Source organism: Endozoicomonas sp. ALD040, assembly GCF_049275945.1.
Classification (GTDB): domain Bacteria; phylum Pseudomonadota; class Gammaproteobacteria; order Pseudomonadales; family Endozoicomonadaceae; genus Endozoicomonas_A.
Window position 1 is genome coordinate 5,249,613 of the sequence record NZ_CP184829.1, and the last position, 22,345, is coordinate 5,271,957.

At 47.8% G+C, this 22,345-nt stretch carries 6 protein-coding genes; all 6 read left to right on the forward strand.

All coding sequences use genetic code 11. The annotated features are described in order from the left end of the window. The first annotated feature begins 216 nt into the window (after window positions 1–216). On the forward strand, window positions 217–3,930 hold the full coding sequence (locus tag ACOJUN_RS19030) for a PEP/pyruvate-binding domain-containing protein (RefSeq protein WP_422133468.1): 3,714 nt from the start codon (window positions 217–219) through the stop codon (window positions 3,928–3,930). A gap of 179 nt (window positions 3,931–4,109) precedes the next feature. Continuing rightward, window positions 4,110–9,005: a DUF4116 domain-containing protein gene (locus ACOJUN_RS19035; RefSeq protein ID WP_422133469.1), complete on the forward strand. Its 4,896-nt coding sequence runs from the start codon at window positions 4,110–4,112 to the stop codon at window positions 9,003–9,005. 185 nt (window positions 9,006–9,190) lie between these two features. Beyond that, window positions 9,191–9,544: a hypothetical protein gene (locus ACOJUN_RS19040; RefSeq protein ID WP_422133470.1), complete on the forward strand. Its 354-nt coding sequence runs from the start codon at window positions 9,191–9,193 to the stop codon at window positions 9,542–9,544. Window positions 9,545–9,730: 186 nt separating this feature from the next. Then, entirely contained in the window at window positions 9,731–13,195 is a 3,465-nt protein-coding gene (locus tag ACOJUN_RS19045) for a DUF4116 domain-containing protein (protein WP_422133471.1), read from the forward strand. A gap of 153 nt (window positions 13,196–13,348) precedes the next feature. Continuing rightward, window positions 13,349–17,197, forward strand: a complete 3,849-nt coding sequence (locus tag ACOJUN_RS19050) for a DUF4116 domain-containing protein (RefSeq protein WP_422133472.1) — start codon at window positions 13,349–13,351, stop codon at window positions 17,195–17,197. A gap of 191 nt (window positions 17,198–17,388) precedes the next feature. Further along, entirely contained in the window at window positions 17,389–22,278 is a 4,890-nt protein-coding gene (locus ACOJUN_RS19055; RefSeq protein ID WP_422133473.1) for a DUF4116 domain-containing protein, read from the forward strand. Window positions 22,279–22,345: the final 67 nt, after the last annotated feature.

A 22,345-nucleotide genomic window follows, 5' to 3' on the forward strand; every position in this document is an offset into this window, starting at 1 on the left:
TGGTTGCGTAGCTAAGGCTACGCGTCCGTCGTTGCGCCTTGAAGAATGAAAAAATCCACTCGCCATAATATGTGAAACCAACTGGCCAGGTACTTATTTATCCTATTGCGTGCTTCAGGCTGAACTTTACAAAAAAATTATTGTCAATAGAAAGGGATTTGTTTATTCGTCAGCGATTGAATCATGGATGAATATCAATAACGGAGGGAAGTCTTGATGTTTCCTGCTCATTCTGGCCGTTCAGAGGGTCAAATCCCGAAAACTGATCCAAATCGGGATGCTGGTGCCGACAGTTCATCCAAGGGGATTAGCAGTTTATCTAAAAGGCATTCCAGTGATCCTTATCCCTGTGGCGTTGCGACCAGCGAAACTCCCCTGACCAAGCGTCACTGCCGTCCATCTGTTGCAGATCAGACTGCTGGCTATTCTCCTCACAATCGGGAACAACTCGGGGGCAAGGGGATGTTTTTGTGGCGCATGAAAAAGGCTGGTCTGTCTGTTCCGCCCTTCGAATGTGTGACTGCTCAAGTTATGAATGCGCTTGAACAACACCCTCTGGATAGCCATCTTTTAGACCGCTATTTTCCCGGGATTGTCCATGAGTGGGACACAGGGAACAGCCTGAGGAACATTCGTGACTACCTCAATACCTTGCCGCCTTCAGAGCAAACCAAAAGGGATGACTGGCTGTCGGGTCTGGCAGAATTTATTGCCAGTAATGATTATTACCAACAGGTTAAAGATTCTGAAGCGGCTCGACAAATAGCTGGTCTGCGCCGTCAGCTGGGTGTACTCCTTGCATCACAAGCGGTTATTGTCCGCAGCTCTGGCATCAATGAGGATAATTACGGCGATGCCCAGGCGGGCAAATACCTCTCTTTAGTTCAGGGAGAAGAAGATATTTTGCGAACCTGTCTCAAGGTCATGGCTTCAGCTTGCCGGCCTGAAATCTGTCCCGAAGGCATACCGCAACCCATGGCGCTCATTATCCAACAGTGCATTGATTGTCGATATGGCGGAGTCGCCATGAGTTTTCAATCCTTTCAGGATGATACCGTCAGGATTGAGTACACACGGGGTCAGCCCAGAGGCGCAGTGGCAGGGCAGTCCGGAAACAGGCCCCACCGTATTGATATTTATCGCGAGGATCGTGAAGAAGAAGCTGCCAGCTCTCAATACTTTCCGGGGACGATCTCAAGTCGCTTCATCCTGCAAAAGAACGATAACGGCTATTCGGAAACAAGAATTGATAATGCCGATGCCCAGTCAGGCGACGTTGGACAACAACTCAGTGATGACACGGTTTCGACACTCATGGAGTGGCTGACAGAGCTGGAAAACTTATTACTCTGCCCCGTGGATGTGGAGTTTGCTATTGATCATCAGGGGTGTCTGTTCCTTTTGCAGGTGCGCCCTGTTACCCGCCTCTCTGGTGGCATGGATTTTGTCATGTCCATACCCGAAGAGACCCTGGCCATTGGCGAGGGCGTCAGCGAAGGCTTCTGCACCGGTCCACTCTGGTTGGCCAGTCAGCCAGAGGCAGGCTCTATGCCAGAGGGAGCCATTGTCGTGGCCCACCATGCTGAAGACTGGATGCTTGGGCCTGAGTTTCTGAAGAGGGTTGGTGGTTTTGTCATTGCTGAGGGAGGATTCAATGATCACGTAGCAATCTTCATGAAACAGGCAGAAATAGCTTTGATGCTGGCCGGTGGCCAGTTTACGGCAGTGGTCGCTCAGGTTGGGCAACAGGCGACGCTGGCCTGTGCCCGCTTTAACGAAAAACCCGGAGCCTTTATTGTTGCCGGTGACCTTAGCGGAAAACTGGCCAGTTGCAGAAGCCTGTCCTCTGCATTTTCTGATCTATCGTTGGCAAAGGCCGTCCCGTCACGGGATGATTTGTCCCCCCCTGAAGGCACATTCCTTCAGGTTGCCGACGGTTTTCAATGGCTCACAGATCAGAATGCCCGTCTGTTGGCAATGTTTGCCTCCGGCGGCGGACTGGATTGTCTGGCAAATCCGGTAAAACTGAGCATGTCTCGACAACGATCCGGGATACTGGCAAAGATCAGAGACAGTGTAAACAGGCTGGTTCATGGAGCTGAAGCAATGCTGGATGGGTACCGGGCATTCCTGCTGCTGGCGGGTAACAGCAGTTCATCAGAGGTTCAGTTATTGCAGGATGAAGTACTACTATTAAGCAACCGGTTCAAGACACTGAAACAGACCATCCAATCATTGCTGGAGGCTATCATCCTGCCCCAGGATGACGATGAAGAACGGCAGTTATCGTTTCGTCATTGGCTGTCAGCCTGCCAACAACTGCAATCTTGTCTTCAAGCACTCAATCCCAGGGAGGCTGAGCAGTTCCAAAGTGTCCATGAAGTGATTTTTGCGCTGCATCTGCGCTTTATAAAAGCACTGGCACCGATCACTCTGGACTCGGGTCAGGGCCGGTTATCCAGGGAAAAGCGAATCACTTATGTTGATTACACGACCCAGGGTAATCCTGATGAAAATGCGTTGCTATTGAGTCCAACCGGTAAAGCCATTATGAATGAATTAGAGCTTTCAGGGACTGTTGTCATTATGGATGATGCCTTGTTGGTTAATCTGGGATTAGGCGTTCATGTCAGCCTTGTCGAATTATTTGAAAACGCAGAGGCTGGGAAAGGACGAACCTTGCGGCTGAAATTTTCTGACCAATTCGATAGACCTGGTGGCTTATATAAATCCGGCAAGTTACAGCGGGTCTGGTTTCTGACACAGTTTCTGAAGGCCATCGAACTGGATGAAAATGCTGATCCAATGAGGCTCAGTTACAATGCGGTAGCGCGTGAAGTTATTGTCGAATGTACGCGAATGCAATCACCTCAAGCTATGCAGTATGCCTTTGAAAAGCTGATGCTTGTTTTAGATTCTATGACTGATCTTGATATTCTCTTTGATTACGAAGACATTTTTGAAGAACCTCATTGGGATTTTAACTTGCTTGCACAACGTCTTAATCCCGTTGTTGCGACAGAAGCTGATAGATTCACCTTTCAACATTGCCTTTTTTCAATGTTTTATAAGAACGATTATTGGATGAGTCCCGCTTGTTGCCAGTTACTCAGTAACCATCTTCAACAGTTTGTTCATCATACTGAGCGATTAGGGGAGTGTCGGTCTTTAGTCTATTCAGGGAAAAAACCGGAGGCGAGTCTGAAGGAAATATTTATGAGTGATGACATGAATGAGAGCATGCGCAGGGAGCTCTTACATCATTTTTTATTGCTAGATCCCTATTACTCTGTTGGCCCGGTTGAGGATTTTTATCACCATTTGAGAGGCCAATACTTTATTATCAAGCCATCACACGCTTACACGCTGACGTTTGTTGTTCCACCGGTTCAGTCGCTTTCGGATATTAAAGAAAAGGTCAGGCAAGCTTTGCTGAAAGATGGGCTGGAATATGCCAGCCAACGGGTTCGAAATGATAAAGACCTTGTATTAGAAGCCATTGCAGTACATCCATTTAACCTGAAATATGTAGGTGAAGAACTGAAGAGTGATAAAGATGTCATCCTAGCCGCAGTTACTCAGAAGAGCTATTGTATGAGCTGCGTCAGCCCGGAACTCCCAAATTATGATGAGCTGGTGATAGCGGCTATCGCAAAGCGTCCAGCAGTTGTGAGGTATGCCAGTGAGAAAATCCGAAGTGATAAAAACATTATTCAAAGTGTCATTGCTCATAATATTGAGTACCTGGCATATGCCAGTAATACGGTGTTGAATAATTACCATTCTATGCTCGATTTTATTGAACAAAATCCACGTGCTTTTGAATTTGCTGCTCCCGGGCTTAAACTTAATAAGGCTTTTATCGAAGCAGCAAAACAAAGAAATCCCGCAGTTATTCAATACACCAGAGAGCTTTTGGATAAGGTCTGAACGGCTCTGAAAAGTTGGTCAGTGCAAACCCTGTTGCCAGCTTATTGGCATTCTTTTTATTTCGTATTTCAGTCTGACGGGGGGAACTTTATAAAAATATCATTGCCTGAACAGGGTGATACATTGAATTTCTGGCAATTAAATTATGTATGAGTACTTAGTATGACGTGGATGTCGCGATGTTACCTTTACCTGAAAATTTTGGCAAATTAGATCCCCGAAGCCCGGGAACCTGTTCAAATCAGAACACCGGGGCTGGCAGTCTATCCAACAGGGTTCGCAGTGCAATCAAAAGGCATTTCGATAATCCTGTACCCCGTGGCGTTTCGACCAGCGAAACCCCTTTAACCAAACGTCTCTGCCGTTTAGCTGTTTCAGAGCAGGCTGCTGGCTGTTCTCCTTCCGAACGGGAACAGTTCGGGGGCAAGGGAATGTTTTTGTTGCGCATGAAAGCAGCCGGTCTGTCTGTTCCGCCCTTCGAATGTGTTAGTGCTCAAGTCATGAATGCGCTTGAACAACACCCTCTGGATGCCCATCTTTTAGACTGCTACTTCCCCGGAATTATTTATGAACCGGAGGTGGGAACCAGCCTGGCGAGCATCAGGAAATACCTCAATGCCCTACCGCCTTCAGAGCAAACCAAAAGGGATGAATGGCTGTCGGCTATGGCGAAATTAATTGCCAGTAATGACTATTACGAACAGATTAAAGATTCTGAAGCGGCCCGGCAAATCAGGGTTCTGCGCTCTCAGCTGGGCAAAGTCTCCAACTCACAGCCCGTAATTGTCCGCAGTTCCGGCATCAATGAAGATAACTATGGCGATGCCCAGGCGGGCAAATACCTCTCTTTAGTTCAGGGGGAAGAGGATATTTTGCGAACCTGTCTTAAGGTCATGGCCTCGGGTTACCGGCCTGAAGTCTGTCCCGAAGGCATACCACAACCCATGGCGCTGGTTATCCAACAGTGCATTGATTGCCTATACGGCGGGGTCTTTACGAGCTTTCAATCCTTTCAGGATAAAACCGTCAGGGTTGAGTACACAAAGGGTCAGCCCAAAGGCGTAGTGGCAGGACAATTCGGTAATACGCCCCATCGTATCGATATTTATCGCAGGGAAGGCGCCGAAGACGCTCAATACTACCCCGGGACCATCTCAAGTCACTTCATCCTGTACAAGCACAATAACGGCTTTTCGGAAACAAGAATTGATAATGTCGATGCTCAATCAGGCGACGGTGGTCTGAAACTCACGGATAAAATGCTTTCAGATCTCAGGGACGCGGTGACAAAACTGGAAGACCTTTTGCTCTGCCCCGTGGATGCGGAGTTTGCCATTGATCACCGGGGTCGCCTGTTCCTGTTGCAGGTGCGCCCTGTTACCCGACTCGCTGGCGACATGGATTTCGCCATGCCCATACCGGAAGAGACCATTGCTTCTGGCGAGAGCGTTAGCGAAGGCTACTGCACCGGACCCATCTGGCTGGCCAGTGAACAGGAGGCAGACTCTATGCCAGAAGGTGCCATTGTCGTGGCCCATCACGCTGGAGACTGGATGCTTGAGCCTGAGTTCCTGAAGCAGGCAGGAGGCTTTGTCATCGCCGAAGGAGGATTCAATGATCATGTAGCAATCCTCATGAAACAGGAAGGAAAAACGTTGATGCTGGCCGGTGGGCAGCTTGCGGCAGTGGAAGCTCAGGTTGGGCAACAGGCGACGCTGGCCTGTGCCCGTTTTATGGGCAGGTCCGGCGCCTTTATCGTTGCTGATGACCTTAGCGAAAAACTGGCCAGTTACAGAAGCCTGACCGCTATTGATTCTGACGTGCCGTTAGCTGAAGCCGTTCCGTCACGGCAGGATTTGTCCCCCGCTGAAGGTACATTCGATCAGGTTACCAGCGGTTTTCAGTGGCTCACAGATCAAAACGCCCGCCTGTTGGCATTTTTTGCCTCAGGCGGCGGACTGGATTGTCTGGCAAACCCGATAAAACTGAGTATGTCGTCACAACGCTCAAAGTTGCTGGCAGGGACCAGGGACAGTGTAAACCGGCTGATTCATGGGGCTGAAGCATTGCTGAATGGGTACAAGTCATTCCTGCAGCTTGCGAGCGTAAAGGACCCATCCGAAATCGGGCCATGGCTGAATGAATTACCGGAACTGACCAGCCGGTTCAAGACGTTGAAAGAGAAAATCCAATCAGAGTTAGAAATGATGCTCCTTCCCCTGCAAGTCGGTGAAGAAGGTCAGAAATCCATGGGCATTTTTCGACACTGGTTGACGGCGTGTCAGCAACTAAAGTCATCTCTTCAGGCACTCAATCCCAATGCGCCCGAGCAGCTCCGGAGTCTCCATGAACTGATTTTTGCCTTGCATGAGCGCTTCGTCAAGGCACTGGCACCGGTTACTCTGGCCTCGGGTCAGGGCAAGATCAGCAGGATATGGCCCATCACCTATGTAGATTGCAGGACTCCGGGTGACTCGGCTAAAAAGGTACCGCTATTCACTCACTCCTGCAATGCATCCCTCATAAGATCAGAGTGTGCAGCGACTGTCATCATTATGGATGCTGCTTTGATTGTTAACCTTGAACTGGGACATCATGTGGGCCTTATCGAGCTACTTGAAGAAGCAGAAGGGGGGAAAGGACGTACCCTGCGGCTGAAATTTTCTGACCGGTTTGCCACAGCTGATGGCAGTGATGGCTCCGGCAAATTGAAACGTATGTGGTTTCTGACGCAGTTACTGAAGACGATCAATCTCGATGAACAAGCGGGTCCTATGAAGTTCAGTTGCAATGCCGTAGCGGGTGAAATGATTGTCGAATGCCCCCGAATGAAATCACCTCAAGTCATGCAGGCAGCTTTTGTAAAACTGACAACGGCGTTATCTGTCATTAGGAACCTGGATAAGGACTTAAAGTCAGCAGCCATTTTTGATGGAGATCAGTGGAGCTTTAACAGCCTTGCACAACGCTTTGATAGTGATGTTACGACAGAAGCCTATAGATTTGCCTTTCAACACTGCTTTTTCTTAATGGTTTATTCTGCTCGATATAACATTAATGAGGATTGTTTCCGGTTATTAATAACGTTCTTAAACAATCATCAAAAACAATTTATTCTTCATAGTCAACGGTTCGCTGAATCAATACACTCCCCTCGTGAAGCGTTAATGAGTGATAAGATCCCCGGGGACACCCGCAGGGAACTCTTGCAGCATTTTTTATTGTTAAAGCCTGATGACGCTGCGCCATTGTTTGAAGAGGTGTATAAGCTGGAAGATCAGTACTTTGTTATCAATCCATCCTGCAGTTGCAGTGTAAATTTCGAGGTTTCACCCATTCAGTTCCTTGGGGTTCAAAGAGAAAATATGAAGAATGTTTTACGCAGGCAGGGACTGAAATATGCCAGCCAACGGGTTCGCAATGATAAAGATCTTGTATTAGCGACCATTGCCGTACATCCATACAGCCTGAAATATGTGAGTGAAGAACTGAAGTGTGATAAAGAAGTCGTTCTAACCTGTTTTAAAGCGCTCAATCTTTTGAAGACTGAGGAGGTACGCATTGTCAATCACCTGATCTCTGACTTGTATAGGTCCGTGACAGAGGCCCGGAGACCGGTTACCAGGGCCTCAGCTCTGAGCATGCTATCCAGAGATGATAAGGTCATATATGTTGATTGCACGACTCCGGGTGGCGCGGGTGAAAAGTCAACGCTATTGAATCCGTCCTGCAGAGCAGTCCTTGGAGAATCAGGACTTTTTGAAGGAACTGTTATCAGTATGGATGATACTTTGATTGTTAACTTTAAGATAACCGATCTTGTAGGCGTTATCGAGCTACTTAAAAACGAAGAAGAGGCAAAAGAATGTACCTTGCGGTTGAAAATTTCTGACAATTTTTCCTACTCTGATGGTAGTGATGCACCTGGCAAGTTAAAACGTATGTGGTTTCTGGTGCAGTTACTGAAAGCGATAGAGCTGGATAAAAGTGCTGCCAGCATGAAGCCTGGTTGCAACGCCGCAGCGGCTGAAGTGATCGTCGAATGCCCGCAAATAACATCAACTCAAGTCATGCAGGGTGCCTTTGTGAAACTGATAAGGGCATTAGAGGCTGTTAGATCTTTGGATATGTTTTTAGGCCCAAGACCTGTTTTTGAAGGGGGTCAGTGGAGCTTTAACATGCTTGCGCAACGCCTTGATAGCGATGTTGCTGCAGAAGCCAATAAATTTGCCTTTCAACATTGCCTTTTCTTAATGGCTGAACGTTACCGATATGCCATTGATCTCAGTTGCTACTTGTTATTAAGCAGTCATCAACAACAGTTTATTGATAATGGTCATCGGTTGTTTAAATTGGAGGGTAATCCTGGCGACGTATTAATGAGAAATGAACTCCCTGAGGACACCCGCAGGGAGCTACTGCATCATTTTTTATTGTCAGATCCCGGTGAGGCTAATCGATGGGTTGATCTTGTGTATCCTCATTTGAAAGATCATTACTTTGTTATCAAGCCATCCTGCAGTTACAGCCCGAAGTTTGATTTTTTACCGGTTCAGGCGCTTGGTAATAATAAAGAAAGGGTCAGGAATATCTTGCACAGGGATGGACTGAAATGTGCCAGCCAACGGATTCGCAATGATAAAGACCTTGTGATAGCGGCTCTTGCAAGACATCCACATAGCCTGGAATATGTAGGTGAGGAGCTGCAGAGTGTTGCTGAGGTCGTCATGCATACAGTCACTAAAGATGGTTGTTATCTGCAATATGCCAGCCCGACACTTCAGGATGATGAGAAGGTTGTCATAGCCGCTGTTACAAATTCTTCAGGCGCTCTGAAATATGCCAGTGAAAGAATTCGAAGCGATAAAAACATTATTAAAACCTTGATAGCTATCAACGTTAATAACCTGATATACGTCAATAAAACGATATTGGAGGATCCTGAGTACATGCTGGACTTAATTGCAAAGGATTCTGCTGCTTTTATTTTTGTTGCTCCCGAGCTTAAACAGAATGAGGCTTTTATTGAGGCAGCAAAAAAAAGAAACCCCGAAGTGAGTCAACACCTCATGTAATACCCATCGTGCTTTCTAACTTTAACAGCCTTACGCAACGCATATATATTAGCGAAAGAACCCGGTCTGGTGGTTTCTGGTTTGCAGTGTGTCGCTTAAGCAGACGGCGGCACGGATAATGCCCTGAGAGTGGGTCAGAAGCCTGAGTGATATAATCAGTCATTTAAGTCTTAAGGCTATGAAATATGTTAAAGGTAAAACAGTCAGGAAGCATGATCGTCGGCATATTGCTTCTGTTTGCAACTCAGGTTTTTGCCTGGTCTCATGTCCATATCGTTAATAAAACTGACCTCGATGTATATGGTGAAATCAAATACATTGGCGGATCCGCTTGGGATTGTGATACACAAACCTATGCACTCGCTCCCTGGGGGGCATTTACTGCACCTTCCCGAGGCGCATGTCTGGTACGCAAAATTACCGTCAGTGCCTACGACCTGGGCAATGGTATTCCCTATGAGTCATCAGCAGGAACTGCCTTTGTGCAATTCATAGTGGTCAAGAGAGACGACGGCCAGCTTATGGTGACTCGCCCTTAAGAGAGTTAACGCGTTTATTCAGACAACGTTAAACAGTGCCAACTGTGTTGATAGCTCATTGTTGTTTACCTGTTGCCTGGTTCAGCCTGAGTGGTGAACTTTATAAAAAAATAATTGTCATATATGTAATAAGCGATTTTTTAGGCGTTAGTCATTGAATTATGGATAAATGAGAGGGATATCTTGATGTTGCCTGAAACTATTGATCTTCAAATATCGAAAACGAACCCAGAGCAGAATACCGGGGCTGGTCGTTCATCCAGCAGAGCTGCCAGTTCCCCCAAAAGGTATTTCAGTCATCTTGATCTCAGTGACGTTCCCGACCCAACGTGGCTAAACAAGCGCACCTGCTGTTCCCCTGTTTCAGGCCAGGCTGCTGACTGTTCTGCCGCCAGCCGGGAACAACTTGGTGGCAAAGGAATGTATTTGCAGCGCATGAAGAAAGCCGGTCTGTCTGTGCCACCGTTCGAATGTGTTACTGCTCAAGTCATGAGTGCTCTTGAACAACAGCCTCTGCATAACTTTGCCCGCTATCTCCCCGGGATTGACCGTGAACTGAAGGCAGAGACCTGTCTCAAGAACATCCGTGAACACCTCAATGCCTTGCCGCCTTCAGAGCAAAGCAAAAGGGATAACTGGCTGCTGGGTCTGGCGCAATTTGTTGCCAGTGATGACTATTACGAACAGGTTAAAGATTCTGAAGCGGCCCGACACATCAGGACTCTTCGCCATCAGCTGGACAAACTCTCCAGATCACAACCCGTTATTGTCCGCAGTTCCGGCATCAACGAAGATAACTACGGCGATGCCCAGGCGGGCAAATACCTCTCGGAAGTTCAGGGAGAAGAGGATGTATTGCGCACCTGCCTAAAGGTCATGGCCTCAGGTTACCGGGCTGAAGTCTGTTCCGAAGGTATACCACAACCCATGGCACTGATCATCCAACAGTGCATTGATTGCCGATACGGCGGTGTCGTCATGAGCTTTCAATCTTTTCAGGAAGATACCATCAGGGTTGAGTACACACGTGGTCAGCCCAGAGGCGCAGTGGCAGGGCAGTCCGGTAACCGGCCCCATCGCATTGATATTTATCGCGAAGATCACAAAGAAGAAGCTCACAGCTATCAGTACTTTCCCGGAACAATCTCCAGTCACTTTGTCTTGCACAAGAACAATAACGGCTATTCGGAAACAATCATTGCTAATGCCGATGCTCAATCAGACGACAGTGGACAGAAACTCACTGATAAAATGGTTTCAGATCTCAGGGATGCGGTGACAAAACTGGAAGACCTGCTGCTCTGCCCCGTGGATGTGGAGTTTGCTATCGATCATCAGGGTAGCCTGTTCCTGTTGCAGGTGCGTCCTGTTACCCGACTCTCTGGCGGCATGGATTTTGCCATGCCTATACCCATAGAGTCTCTGGCCATTGGCGAGTGCATCAGTGAAGGCTTCTGCACCGGGCCACTCTGGTTGGCTAAAAAAACACAGGCAGACTCTATGCCAAAGGGCGCCATTGTCGTCGCCCGGCAGGCAGAAGACTGGATGCTTGAGCCTGGCTTCCTGAAACGGGCAGGAGGTTTTGTGCTGGCCGAAGCAGGCTTCAATGATCATGTAGCGATCCTTATGAAACAGGAAAAAATAGCCTTGATGCGGGCCGGTGCTGAGTATGCAGCTGTGATCGCTCAGGATGGCCAACAGGCGACGCTGGCCTGCGCTCGCTTTAATGGTGAGCCCGGCGCCTTTATTGTTGTCGGTGACCTTGCCGGAAAACTGGCCAGTCACAGAAATTTATCCTCTGCCTTCTCTGATGTGCTGCCGGGAAAAGCCGTCCCGTCGCGGGCTGATTTGTCTCCCTCTGAAGATACACTTTGTCAGGTCGCCAGCGGTTTTCAATGGCTCACGGATCAAAATGCTCGCCTGCTGGCATTTTTTGCCTCCGGCGGCGGACTGGATTGTCTGGAAAACCCGATAAAACTAAGCATGTCGCCGCAACGATCAGAGTTACTGGTAGGCACCAGAGAGAACATAAGCCGACTGATTTATGGAGCTGAAAAGCTGTTGCAGGGTTATGAGGCATTCCTGCGGCTGGCGGGCGACAGCCGTTCATCCCGGGTTGAGCCATTGCTGGATGAATTTCTGCACCTGTCCAACCGCTTTGAGATGCTGAAACAGACCATCCTATCCGGCTTGAAGAGTATCATTATGCCAATGCAAGCTGCTGAAGACGGGCAGCTATCTCCGGTAACGTTTCGTCATTGGCTGGCAGACTGCGATCAGCTGCAATCCTTTCTTCAAGCTCTCAACCCCTGGAGGGCTGAGCAGGTACAGAGTGTCCATGAACTGATTTTTGCTGTACATCAGCGCTTCGTAAATGCGCTTGCACCCATCACTCTTGCCTCGAGTCAGGGCAGGGTCTCTCGGGAAAAGCGCATCACCTATATTGATCACAGGACTCCGAGTGAAACGGCACCGCTACTGAGTCCAGCCTGCAAAGCAACCCTCGAAGGATTATTGTTTCGTAAAGCGATTGTCGTCTGTATGGATGAAGCCTTGATTGTTAACCTGAAGTTAGGCACTCATGTGAGTCTTATCGAGCTACTTGATCGTGCAGAGGGGGGGAAAGGACGAACCCTGCGGCTGAAATTTTCTGACTCTTTTGACAGTGATGATGGCAGTGAATCACCCGGCAAATTAAAACGTATGTGGTTTCTGGTGGAGTTACTGAAAGCGTTCGAACTCAATAAAAATGCGGGTAGCATGAAGACAAGTTGTAACGCTGTAGCGGGTGAAATTATCGTTGAATGCACTCGCATGAGATCACGTGAAAACATGCAGGAGGCCTTTGTAAAACTGACCAAGGCATTATATTCATTAGTTAGTCTGGATCGATACTTAAGTCGGATAACTCTGTTTGAAGGAGGTCGGTGGAGCTTTAACTGGCTTGCGCAGCGCCTTGACAGCGATGCTTCGGCAGAAGCTAATAGATTCGCCTTTCAGCATTGCCTTTTCTCAATGGTTAATAGTATCCGAGATGGCATTGCTCCAGAGTGTTACCCGTTATTAAGCAAGTATCAACAAGAGTTCATGGATCAAGGTCGATGTCTGGTCAAATCGAAGGACAATGTTTGGGAACTATTAATGAGTGATCAGGTCTCTGAAGATATCTTAAGGGAGCTATTACATCATTTTTTATTGTCATATCCTGGTAACGCCAGTCAATGGGTTGAGCTTTTGTATCCTCATCTTAAAGATCAATACTATGTTATCAAACGGTCCTGTAGTTACAGTCTGGAGTTTGATGTGCCACCGATGCCGTTGCTCGGGGGGCAAAAAGAAAGGGTCAGGAGTTTCTTGCTCAAGCATGGCATAGAATGTGCCAGCCAACGAATTCGAAATGACAAAGACCTTATGTTAGCGGCTCTTGCAATACATCCGTATAGCCTGAAATATGTCAGTGAAAAGCTGAGGAGTGATAAACAGGTCGTCCTCACTGCAGTCACCGGAGATGGTTGTTGCCTGCAATACGCCAGCACCAAACTGCGGGATAATGAAGAGGTTGTCAAAGCCGCTATCAAACATGATTCAGCAGCCCTGAAATATGCCAGTGACAGAATTCGAAGCGATAAAAAAACATTATCAAAGCCTTAATGGCTGTCAGTTTTGATAACTTAAGATATGTCAGTAAAGCGGTGTTGAAGGATCGTATAGGTTGAACTTTATAAAAAAATTATTGTCAAAAGATTAATTGATGTTTTTTCTAGATGAATCATGGATGAATATTAACATGGGAGGGATATCTTGATGTTACCTGCTAATTCTCAAATGTCAGCGCTTCGGAGTCCAACAACGAATCCAGATGAGATTACCGGGACTGGTAGTTCATCCGGCAGGGTTGGTAGTTTATACGGCAGGGCTGTTAATTACCTCAAAAGATATTTCAGTTATCTTGATAGCACTTCCATTCCAGACCCGACGTGCCTTAGCAAACGCACCTGCTGTTCATCTGTTTCAGATCAGGCTGATGACTATTCTCCCCCCATCCGGCATCAGCTTGGGGGTAAGGGACTGTTTTTGCAACGCATGAAGGAAGCTGGTCTGCGTGTTCCAGCGTTCAGATGTGTGACAACTCAGCTCGTTCATGCGCTTGAACAACACCCTCTGGATCCTCACTCTTTAACTCGCTATCTTCCCGATATCGCCTATGAGCCGGGTGTGCACAGCAGCCTGACGCTCATCAGGGAATACCTCAATACTCTGCCACCTTCAGAACCCGTCAAAAGAGCCGGGGTGCTGACGGGGCTGGCGGAATTTATTGCCAGTGATGACTTTTATCAGCAGGTTAAAGAGTCTGAAGCGGCCCAACAAATCACAGACCTGCGTCGTCAGCTGGACAATCTCTCTTTATCACAACCGATTATTGTCCGCAGTTCTGGCATCAACGAAGATAATTACGGCGATGCCCAGGCAGGCAAATACCTCTCTTTGGTTCAGGAAGAAGACGATGTTTTGCGTACCTGTCTGAAAGTCATGGCTTCAGGCTACCGCCCTGAAGTCTGCCCCGAAGGCATACCACAACCCATGGCTCTGATCATCCAGGAGTGTATTGACTGCCAATACGGCGGTGTCGTCATGAGCTTTCAATCTTTTCAGGATGGAACCATCAGGGTTGAGTTTACTCAGGGTCAGCCCAGAGGTGTGGTTGCGGGGCACTCCGGTAACACGCCTCACCGTATCGATATTTCTCCTGAGGAAGGCCCTGACAGCTATCAATATTTTCCCGGTACGATTTCAAGTCACTTTGTCCTGAACAAAAACAATCACGGTTATTCAGAAACAAGAATTGATAATGTCGGTGCCCAGCCAGACGACGGTGAACAGTTACTTGGTGATCAAACGGTCTCAGATCTCAGAGAGATGGCGACAACGCTGGAAAACCTGTTGTTCTGCCCCGTGGATGCCGAGTTTGCCATCAATCGTAAGTGGCAGCTGTTCCCGGTGCAGGTGCGCCCTGTTACCCGACTCTCTGGCGGCATGGATTTTGCGCTGTCCATACCCGAAGAGACCATTGCCACAGGTACGGGTGTCAGTGAAGGCTTTTGCACCGGAACGCTCTGGCTGGCCAGACGACAAAAGGCAGACTCTATGCCAGAGGGTGCCATTGTCGTGGCCCCACACGCTGAAGACTGGATGCTTGAGCCCGGGTTCCTGAAGCGGGTTGGTGGTTTTGTCATTGCCAATGGAGGATTCAATGATCATGTTGCGATCCTTATGAAACAAGAGCAAAAAACGTTGATGCTGGCCGGTGGGCAGCTTGCGGCAGTGGAAGCTCAGGTTGGGCAACAGGCGACGCTGGCCTGTGCCCGCTTTAACGATAAGCCCGGAGCCTTTATTGTTGCCGGTGACCTTACCGGAACATTGGCCAGTCACAGAAGCCTGTCCTCAGCTGTTTCTGATGTGCCGCTAGCCAAAGCCGTCCCCTCACGGAATGATTTGTCCTTTCCTGAAGGTACATTCCTTCAGGTTGCCAGCGGTTTCAAATGGCTCACGGATCAAAATGCCCGCCTGCTGGCATTTTTTGCCCCTGGTGGCGGACTGGATGGTTTGGCAAACCCGCTAAAACTCAGCATGTCGCCACAACGATCCAGGATACTGGCAGAGACTAAAGTCAGCGTAAATCGGCTGGTTTATGGGGCCGAAGCCCTGTTGCAGGGTTACTGGGCCTTCTTACAACTGGCGGGTGAGAAAGGTTCGCCCGAGGTTCAGTTATTGCGGGATGAATTGCAGCAACTGATCAGCCGGTTTGAGACGTTGCAAAAGACTATCCAATCAGGGCTGGAGAGTGTCATTCTGCCCATGCAAGCCGCTGAAGAAGGGCGGCCATTCCCCGGTATCTTTCGTCAATGGCTGGCCGATTGCCATAAGCTACAATCCGATCTTCAGGCACTCAACCCCTGGAAAGCTGAGCAGGTCCTAAGTGTCCATGAGCTGATTTTTGCCCTGCATCAGCGCTTTGTAGAGGCACTGGCACCGGTCACTCTGGCTTCGGGACAGGGCAGGATATCTACAGAAAAGAAAATCACCTATGTCGATTGCACGACTCCGGGTGGCTCAGATGGAAAGGTGCCGTTATTGAGGCAGTCAGGCAAAGCATTGCTTGAACAATCAAGGCACCTGGTAACTGTCGTCAGTCTGGATGATGCCTTGTTGGTTAATCTGGAGCTTGGGCATCATTTAGGCCTTATCGAGGCACTTGAATGCGCAGAAGGAGGGAAAGAAAGAACCTTGCGGCTTAGATTTTCAGACCGGTTTCGGAGCCCTGATGGCTATCAACAACCTGGCAAGTTGAAGCGTATGTGGTTTCTGGCGCGGTTGCTGAAGGCAATTGAACTGGATAAAGAGGCAGATGGTATGAAGATCAGTGTCAATCCCGCAGTGGGTGAAATGATTGTTGAATGCTCCCGAATGTCATCACGTAAAATCCTGCAGCAGGCTTTTGAAAAACTGATAATGGCATTGTATTCAACCTATAGTCTGGATCTGTACATACGTAATATAGCCCTTTTTGAAGGAGATCAGTGGTGCTTTAATTTGCTTGCACAACGCCTTGATAGCGATGTTGTGACAGAAGCCGATCGATTCGCCTTTCAAAAATGCTTAATTCAACATGGCTTATGCACACTATATTACTCCGCTGCGATCGGTATTTCAGATGCTTGCTACTCGTTCTTAAGCGACCATCAACAGCAGTTTATTAATCATAGTCGGCGGTTCTTTCGATCGGAGAAGAATTTTTCGGAAGTGTTAATGAGTGATGAGGTGGGTGAGGACACCCGCAGGGAGGTACTGCATCATTTTTTATGGCTCAATCCCGATGAGGCGACTCCACTGTTTGAGCTTGTCTATCCTCGTTTGAGAGGCCAATACTATATTATTAAGCCATCATGGGATTACACGCTGATGTTTGATGTGCCACCGGGGCAGGCGCTTCCCGATCACAAAGAAAAGGTCAGGAATGTTGTGGTGAAGGAAGGGCTGACATATGCCAGCCAGCAGGTTCGAAATGATAAAAGCCTTGTATTAGCGACCCTTGCAAGACATCCAGATAACCTGAAATATGCGAGTGAAAAACTCAAGAATGATAAAGTGGTCGTCATGGCTGCAGTCACTCAAAATGGCTCTTCTCTGAAATATGCCAGCCCGAAACTTCAGGATAATTATGAAATTGTCATGGCTGCAGTCACTATTCATGGCAGTTATCTGGAATTTGCCAGCCCGAGACTTCGGGATAATTATGAAATTGTCATGGTCGCAATCAAACGGGATGGTATACATCTCAAATATGCCAGCCCGAGACTTCGGGACAATGAAGAGATTGTCAGGGCTGCAGTTGCAGCTTATTCAGGACCTGTGTCTTATGCCAGTGAAAGAATCCGAAGCGATAAAAACATTATTAAAAACCTGATAGCCGTTAATATTGATATTCTACAAAACGTCAGGAAAACATTATTGAATGATCGGGAGTCTATGCTGGACTTAATTGAACAGGACTCTTTTGCTTTTTTGTATGCGTCTGATGAGCTTAAACAATATAAGGCTTTTATTGAGGCAGCAAAAAAAAGAAACCCCGAAGTGATTCGACACCTCAAGTAATCTCCGAACAAGGTTTTATTTACTCTGACAATGCTAAACAGTGCCAACTGTGTTGACAGCTCATTGTTGTTTCCCCTATTGCCTGGTTCGGCCTGAGTGGTGAACTTTATAAAAAAACTATTGTCTGAGGTTTATTGACCTTCCAGTCATTGAGTCAGATGGATGAATATTAACATGAGAGGGATATTTTGATGTTACCCGCTTATTCTCAAAGGGCAGATTCTCCGACTCCGGCAACCAATTCAAATCAGATTCCCGGGGCTGAGGGTCTATCCGACGGGGCTGAGAGTAAACACAAAAGGTATTTCAGTGATCCTGATCCCACTAGCGTTCCCGTCCAGACATCATTAGCCAATCGTCTTTGCTCTTCACCTGTTTCAGATCAGGCTGATGACTATTCTCCCCCCAGCCGCCATCAGCTTGGGGGTAAGGGAATGTTTTTGCAGCGCATGAAGGAAGCCGGTCTGCGTGTTCCACCTTTTAAATGTGTGACAACCCAGGTGATGAATGCACTGGAACATCAGCCTCTGGATCGGCACTGCCTGGCCTGCTATCTCCCCTGGATTCCTGATCAACCGGAGGCAGAGACCAGCCTGTCGAAAATCAGGAAATACGTCGCTACTTTGCCACCTTCTGAGCAAGCCAAAAGGAAAGACTGGCTGGCGGGTCTGGCAACATTTATTGCCAGTGATGACTATTACCAACAGGTTAAAGAGTCTGAAGCGGCCCAACAAATCAGAGACCTGCGTCGTCAGCTGGACAAACTCTCCCTGTCACAACCGATTATTGTCCGCAGTTCTGGCGTTAATGAAGATGACTACGGCAATGCCCAGGCGGGCAAATACCTCTCGAAACTTCAGGGAGAAGAGGATGTATTGCGAACCTGCCTTGAGGTCATGGCTTCAGCTTACCGGCCTGAAGTCTGCTCCGAAGGTGTACCGCAACCCATGGCGCTGGTTATCCAACAGTGTATTGATTGCAAATACGGCGGGGTCATTATGAGCTTTCAATCCTTTCAGGATGATACCGTCAGGATTGAGTTCACACCCGGTCAGCCCAGGGGCGCAGTAGCAGGACAGTTCGGTAATACGCCCCACCGTATCGATATTTATCGCAAGGAAGGCGCTGAAGACGTTCAATACTTTCCCGGGACGATCTCAAGTCACTTCATCCTGCACAAGAACAATAACGGCTATTCGGAAACAAGAATTGATAATGTTGGCGTTCAATCAGACGACGGTGAACGGCAACTCAGCGATAAGATGGTTTCATTACTCAGGGAGGTGGTGGCAAAGCTGGAAGACCTGTTGCTCTGCCCTGTGGATGCGGAGTTTGCCATTGATCACCAGGGTCGTCTGTTCCTGTTGCAGGTGCGTCCTGTTACCCGACTCTCTGGCGGCATGGATTTCGCCATGCCCATACCGGAAGAGACCATTGCCTCTGGCGAGAGCGTCAGCGAGGGCTTCTGTACCGGACCCATCTGGCTGGCCAGGGAACAAAAGGCAGACTCTATGCCAGCGGGTTCCATTGTCGTGGCCCGACACGCTGAAGACTGGATGCTTGAGCCTGAGTTCCTGAAGCAGGCAGGGGGATTTGTCATTGCCGAAGGAGGATTCAATGATCATGTAGCGATCCTTATGAAACAGGCTGGAAAAACGTTGCTGCTGGCTGGTGGTCAGCTTACGGCAGTGGTCGCTCAGGACGGCCAACAGGCGACCCTGGCCTGCGGCTGTTTTAAGGGTAAGCCCGGTGCCTTTATTGTTGCTGGTGACCTTACTGGAAAACTGCTCAGTCACAGAAGTCTCTGTTCTGCTGTGTCTGATGTGCCGTTAGCCAACGCTGTTCCGTCACGGGAGGATTTGTCCCCCGCTGAAGGCACATTCGATCAGGTTACCAGTGGTTTTCAGTGGCTCACAGATCAAAACGCCCGCCTGTTGGCATTTTTTGCCTCCGGCGGCGGACTGGATTGTCTGGCAAACCCGATAAAACTGAGCATGTCGCCACAACGGTCAAAATTGCTGGCAGGGACCAGGGACAGTGTAAACCGGCTGATTTATGGGGCTGAAGCATTGCTGGATGGGTACAAGTCACTCCTGCAGCTGGCCGCTAACAGGGATCCTTCCAAGGTCCAGCCATGGCTGAAGGAATTACCGCAACTGAGCAATCGGTTCGAGACATTGAAAGGGAACATCCAGTCAGTGTCAGAAACGTTCATCCTTCCCCTGCAAGCCGGTGGAGAAGGTCAGAAATCCATGGGGGTTTTTCGACAGTGGCTGGCAGCTTGTCATCAGCTGCAATCCTCTCTTAAGGCACTCAACCCCAATACGCCTGAGCAGGTCAGAAGTGTCCACGAACTGATTTTTGCCTTGCATAAGCGCTTCGTCAAGGCACTGGCACCGGTCACTCTGGCCTCGGGTCAGGGCAGGATAAGCGGGGGGTGGCCGGTCACTTATGTAGATTGCAGGACTCCAGGAGGCCCGTTTGAAAAGGCACCGCTATTTAATCGGTCCTGCAAGGTATCCCTGATAAGATCAGAGTGTCGAGGAACTGTCATCATTATGGATGATGCTTTGATTGTTAACCTTGAATTAGGACAACATGTGGGCCTTATCGAACTACTTGAAAACGCAGAGGGGGGCAAAGGACGTACCCTGCGGCTGAAATTTTCTGACCGGTTTGCCAGAGCTGATGGCAGTGATGGCCCCGGCAAGTTGAAACGTATGTGGTTTCTGGTGCAGTTACTGAGAGCGATCAATCTGGATGGACAAGCTGGTAATATGAAGCTCAGTTGCAATGCCGTAGCGGGAGAAATGATTGTCGAATGCGCCCGAATGACATTACGTCAAACCCTGCAGGATGCCTTTGTAAAACTGATGACAGCTTTGCATGCTATTCAGGATATAGATATTTATTTAAAGGACTGCACCCTTTTTGAAGGGGATCAGTGGAATTTTGACTTGCTTGCGCAACGTCTTGATAGAGATATAGCGACAGAAGCCGATAGATTTGCCTTTCAACATTGTCTTTTCTCAACGATTTATGACTATTCCAGGATGAGTCCCGATTGTTGCCAGTTATTAAGTAAACAACACCAACAATTTATTGATTATGTTCAACGGTTAGAAGAGTGCTGGAAAAAGCCGAAGGAGCATTTTCGGGAAGTGTTAATGAGTGATGAGATCAGTGAGGACACCCGCAGGGAGCTTTTACATCACCTGTTATTGATAGATGCCCAAAAGGCTATTCCATTGGTTGAGGATGTTTATCCTGATTTGAGAGATCAATACTATGTTATTGAAACGTCATCCTGCAGCTACAGGATGGGGATTAATGCTCCACCTGCTCAGTCACTTGCGGAAGATAGAGAAAAGGTCAAAAGTTTCTTTTTGAAGCATGGACTGAAATATGCCAGCCAACGGGTTCGAAATGATAAAGACCTTGTATTAGCAACCATTGTCGTAAATCCATACAACCTGAAATATGTGAGTAAAGCACTGAAGCATGATAAACAAGTCGTCTTGTGCTGTTTTAAAACTCTCAATCTTTTGAAGACTGAGGAGGTCCGCCGTGTCAATGACCTGATTTTTGACTTGCATTGGGTCTTAACAGAGGCCCGGACATTGGTTACCACGGCCTCGGCTTTGGGCATGCTATCCAGAGACGAGAACTTCATCTATGTTGATTGCAGGATTCAGGGAGGCACGGCTGAAAAGGCATCGGTATTGAGTCCGTCCTGCAGAGCATCCCTCAGAGAATCAAGACCTCTTAGAGGAACTGTTATCAGTATGGATGATAACCTGATTGTTAACTTTGAGTTATTCGGTCTTGTGGGCTTAATCGAGCTGATTGAAAATGCAGATGAGGGAAAAGGAAGTACCTTGCGGCTGAAGTTTTCTGATAAATTTTCCTGTATTGATTGCAGTGATGCACCTGGCAAGTTAAAACGTATGTGGTTTCTGGTGCAGTTACTGAAAGCTATTGAACTGGGCGAAAATGCTGATAGTATCAGGTCTGTTTGCAACGCTGCAGCGGCGGAAGTGATGGTCGAATGCTCGCAAATAACATCACCTCAAGCCATGCAGGATGCCTTTGTAAAACTGATAACGGCATTAAGAGCAGTTATTTCTTTGGATATACTCCTGGGCTCGATAAGTATTTTCGACGAGGGGCGGTGGTGCTTTAACTCGCTTGCGCAACGCCTTGATAGCGATGTTGCGGCAGAAGCCAATAGATTCGCCTTTCAACATTGCTTCTTCTTGATGATTGATAATTACCAATATGGCATTGATCCCGATTGCTGTCAGTTATTAAACAATCATCAACAACAGTTTATTGATCATGGTTATCGGTTGGTTAAATCAAAGGACAACCTTCGGGAAGTGTTAATCAGTGATGAGCTTCCTGAGGACATCTGCAGGGAACTTCTGCATCATTTTTTATTGTTAGATCCCGGTAGGGCTAATCGATGGGTCGAGCTTGTGTATCCCCATTTGAAAGATCATTACTTTGTGATCAAGCCATCCTGCAGTTACAGCCTGAAGTTTGATTTCTCACCGGTTCAGTCGCTTGGGGATAATAAAGAAAAGCTCAGGCATTTCTTGCTCAGGGATGGACTGATACATGCCAGCCAACGGATTCGCAATGATAAAGACCTTGTATTGGCAACTGTTGCGATACATCCGGATAGCCTGAAATATGTCAGTGAAGAGTTGAAGAATGTTGCAGAGGTCGTCATGCTTGCGATCACTAAGGATGGTTGTCATCTGCAATATGCCAGCCCGACAGTTCAGGATGATGAGAAGGTTGTCGTAGCCGCTGTTACAAATTCTTTAGGCGCTTTGCAATATGCCAGTGAAAGAATTCGGAGCGATAAAAACATTATTAAAACCTTAATAGCCGTCAATATTAATTGCCTGATGTATGTCAATAATACGGTATTGAAGGATCGTGATTATATGCTGGACCTGATTCAAAAGGATTCTGCTGCTTTTATTTATGTTGCCTCCGAGCTTAAACAAAATGCGGCTTTTATTGAGGCAGCAAAAAAAAGAAACCCCGAAGTGAGTCAACACCTCGAGTAATCTCTGAACAAGGTTTCATTTATTCTGACAACGCTAAACAGTGCCAACTGTGTTGACAGCTCATTGT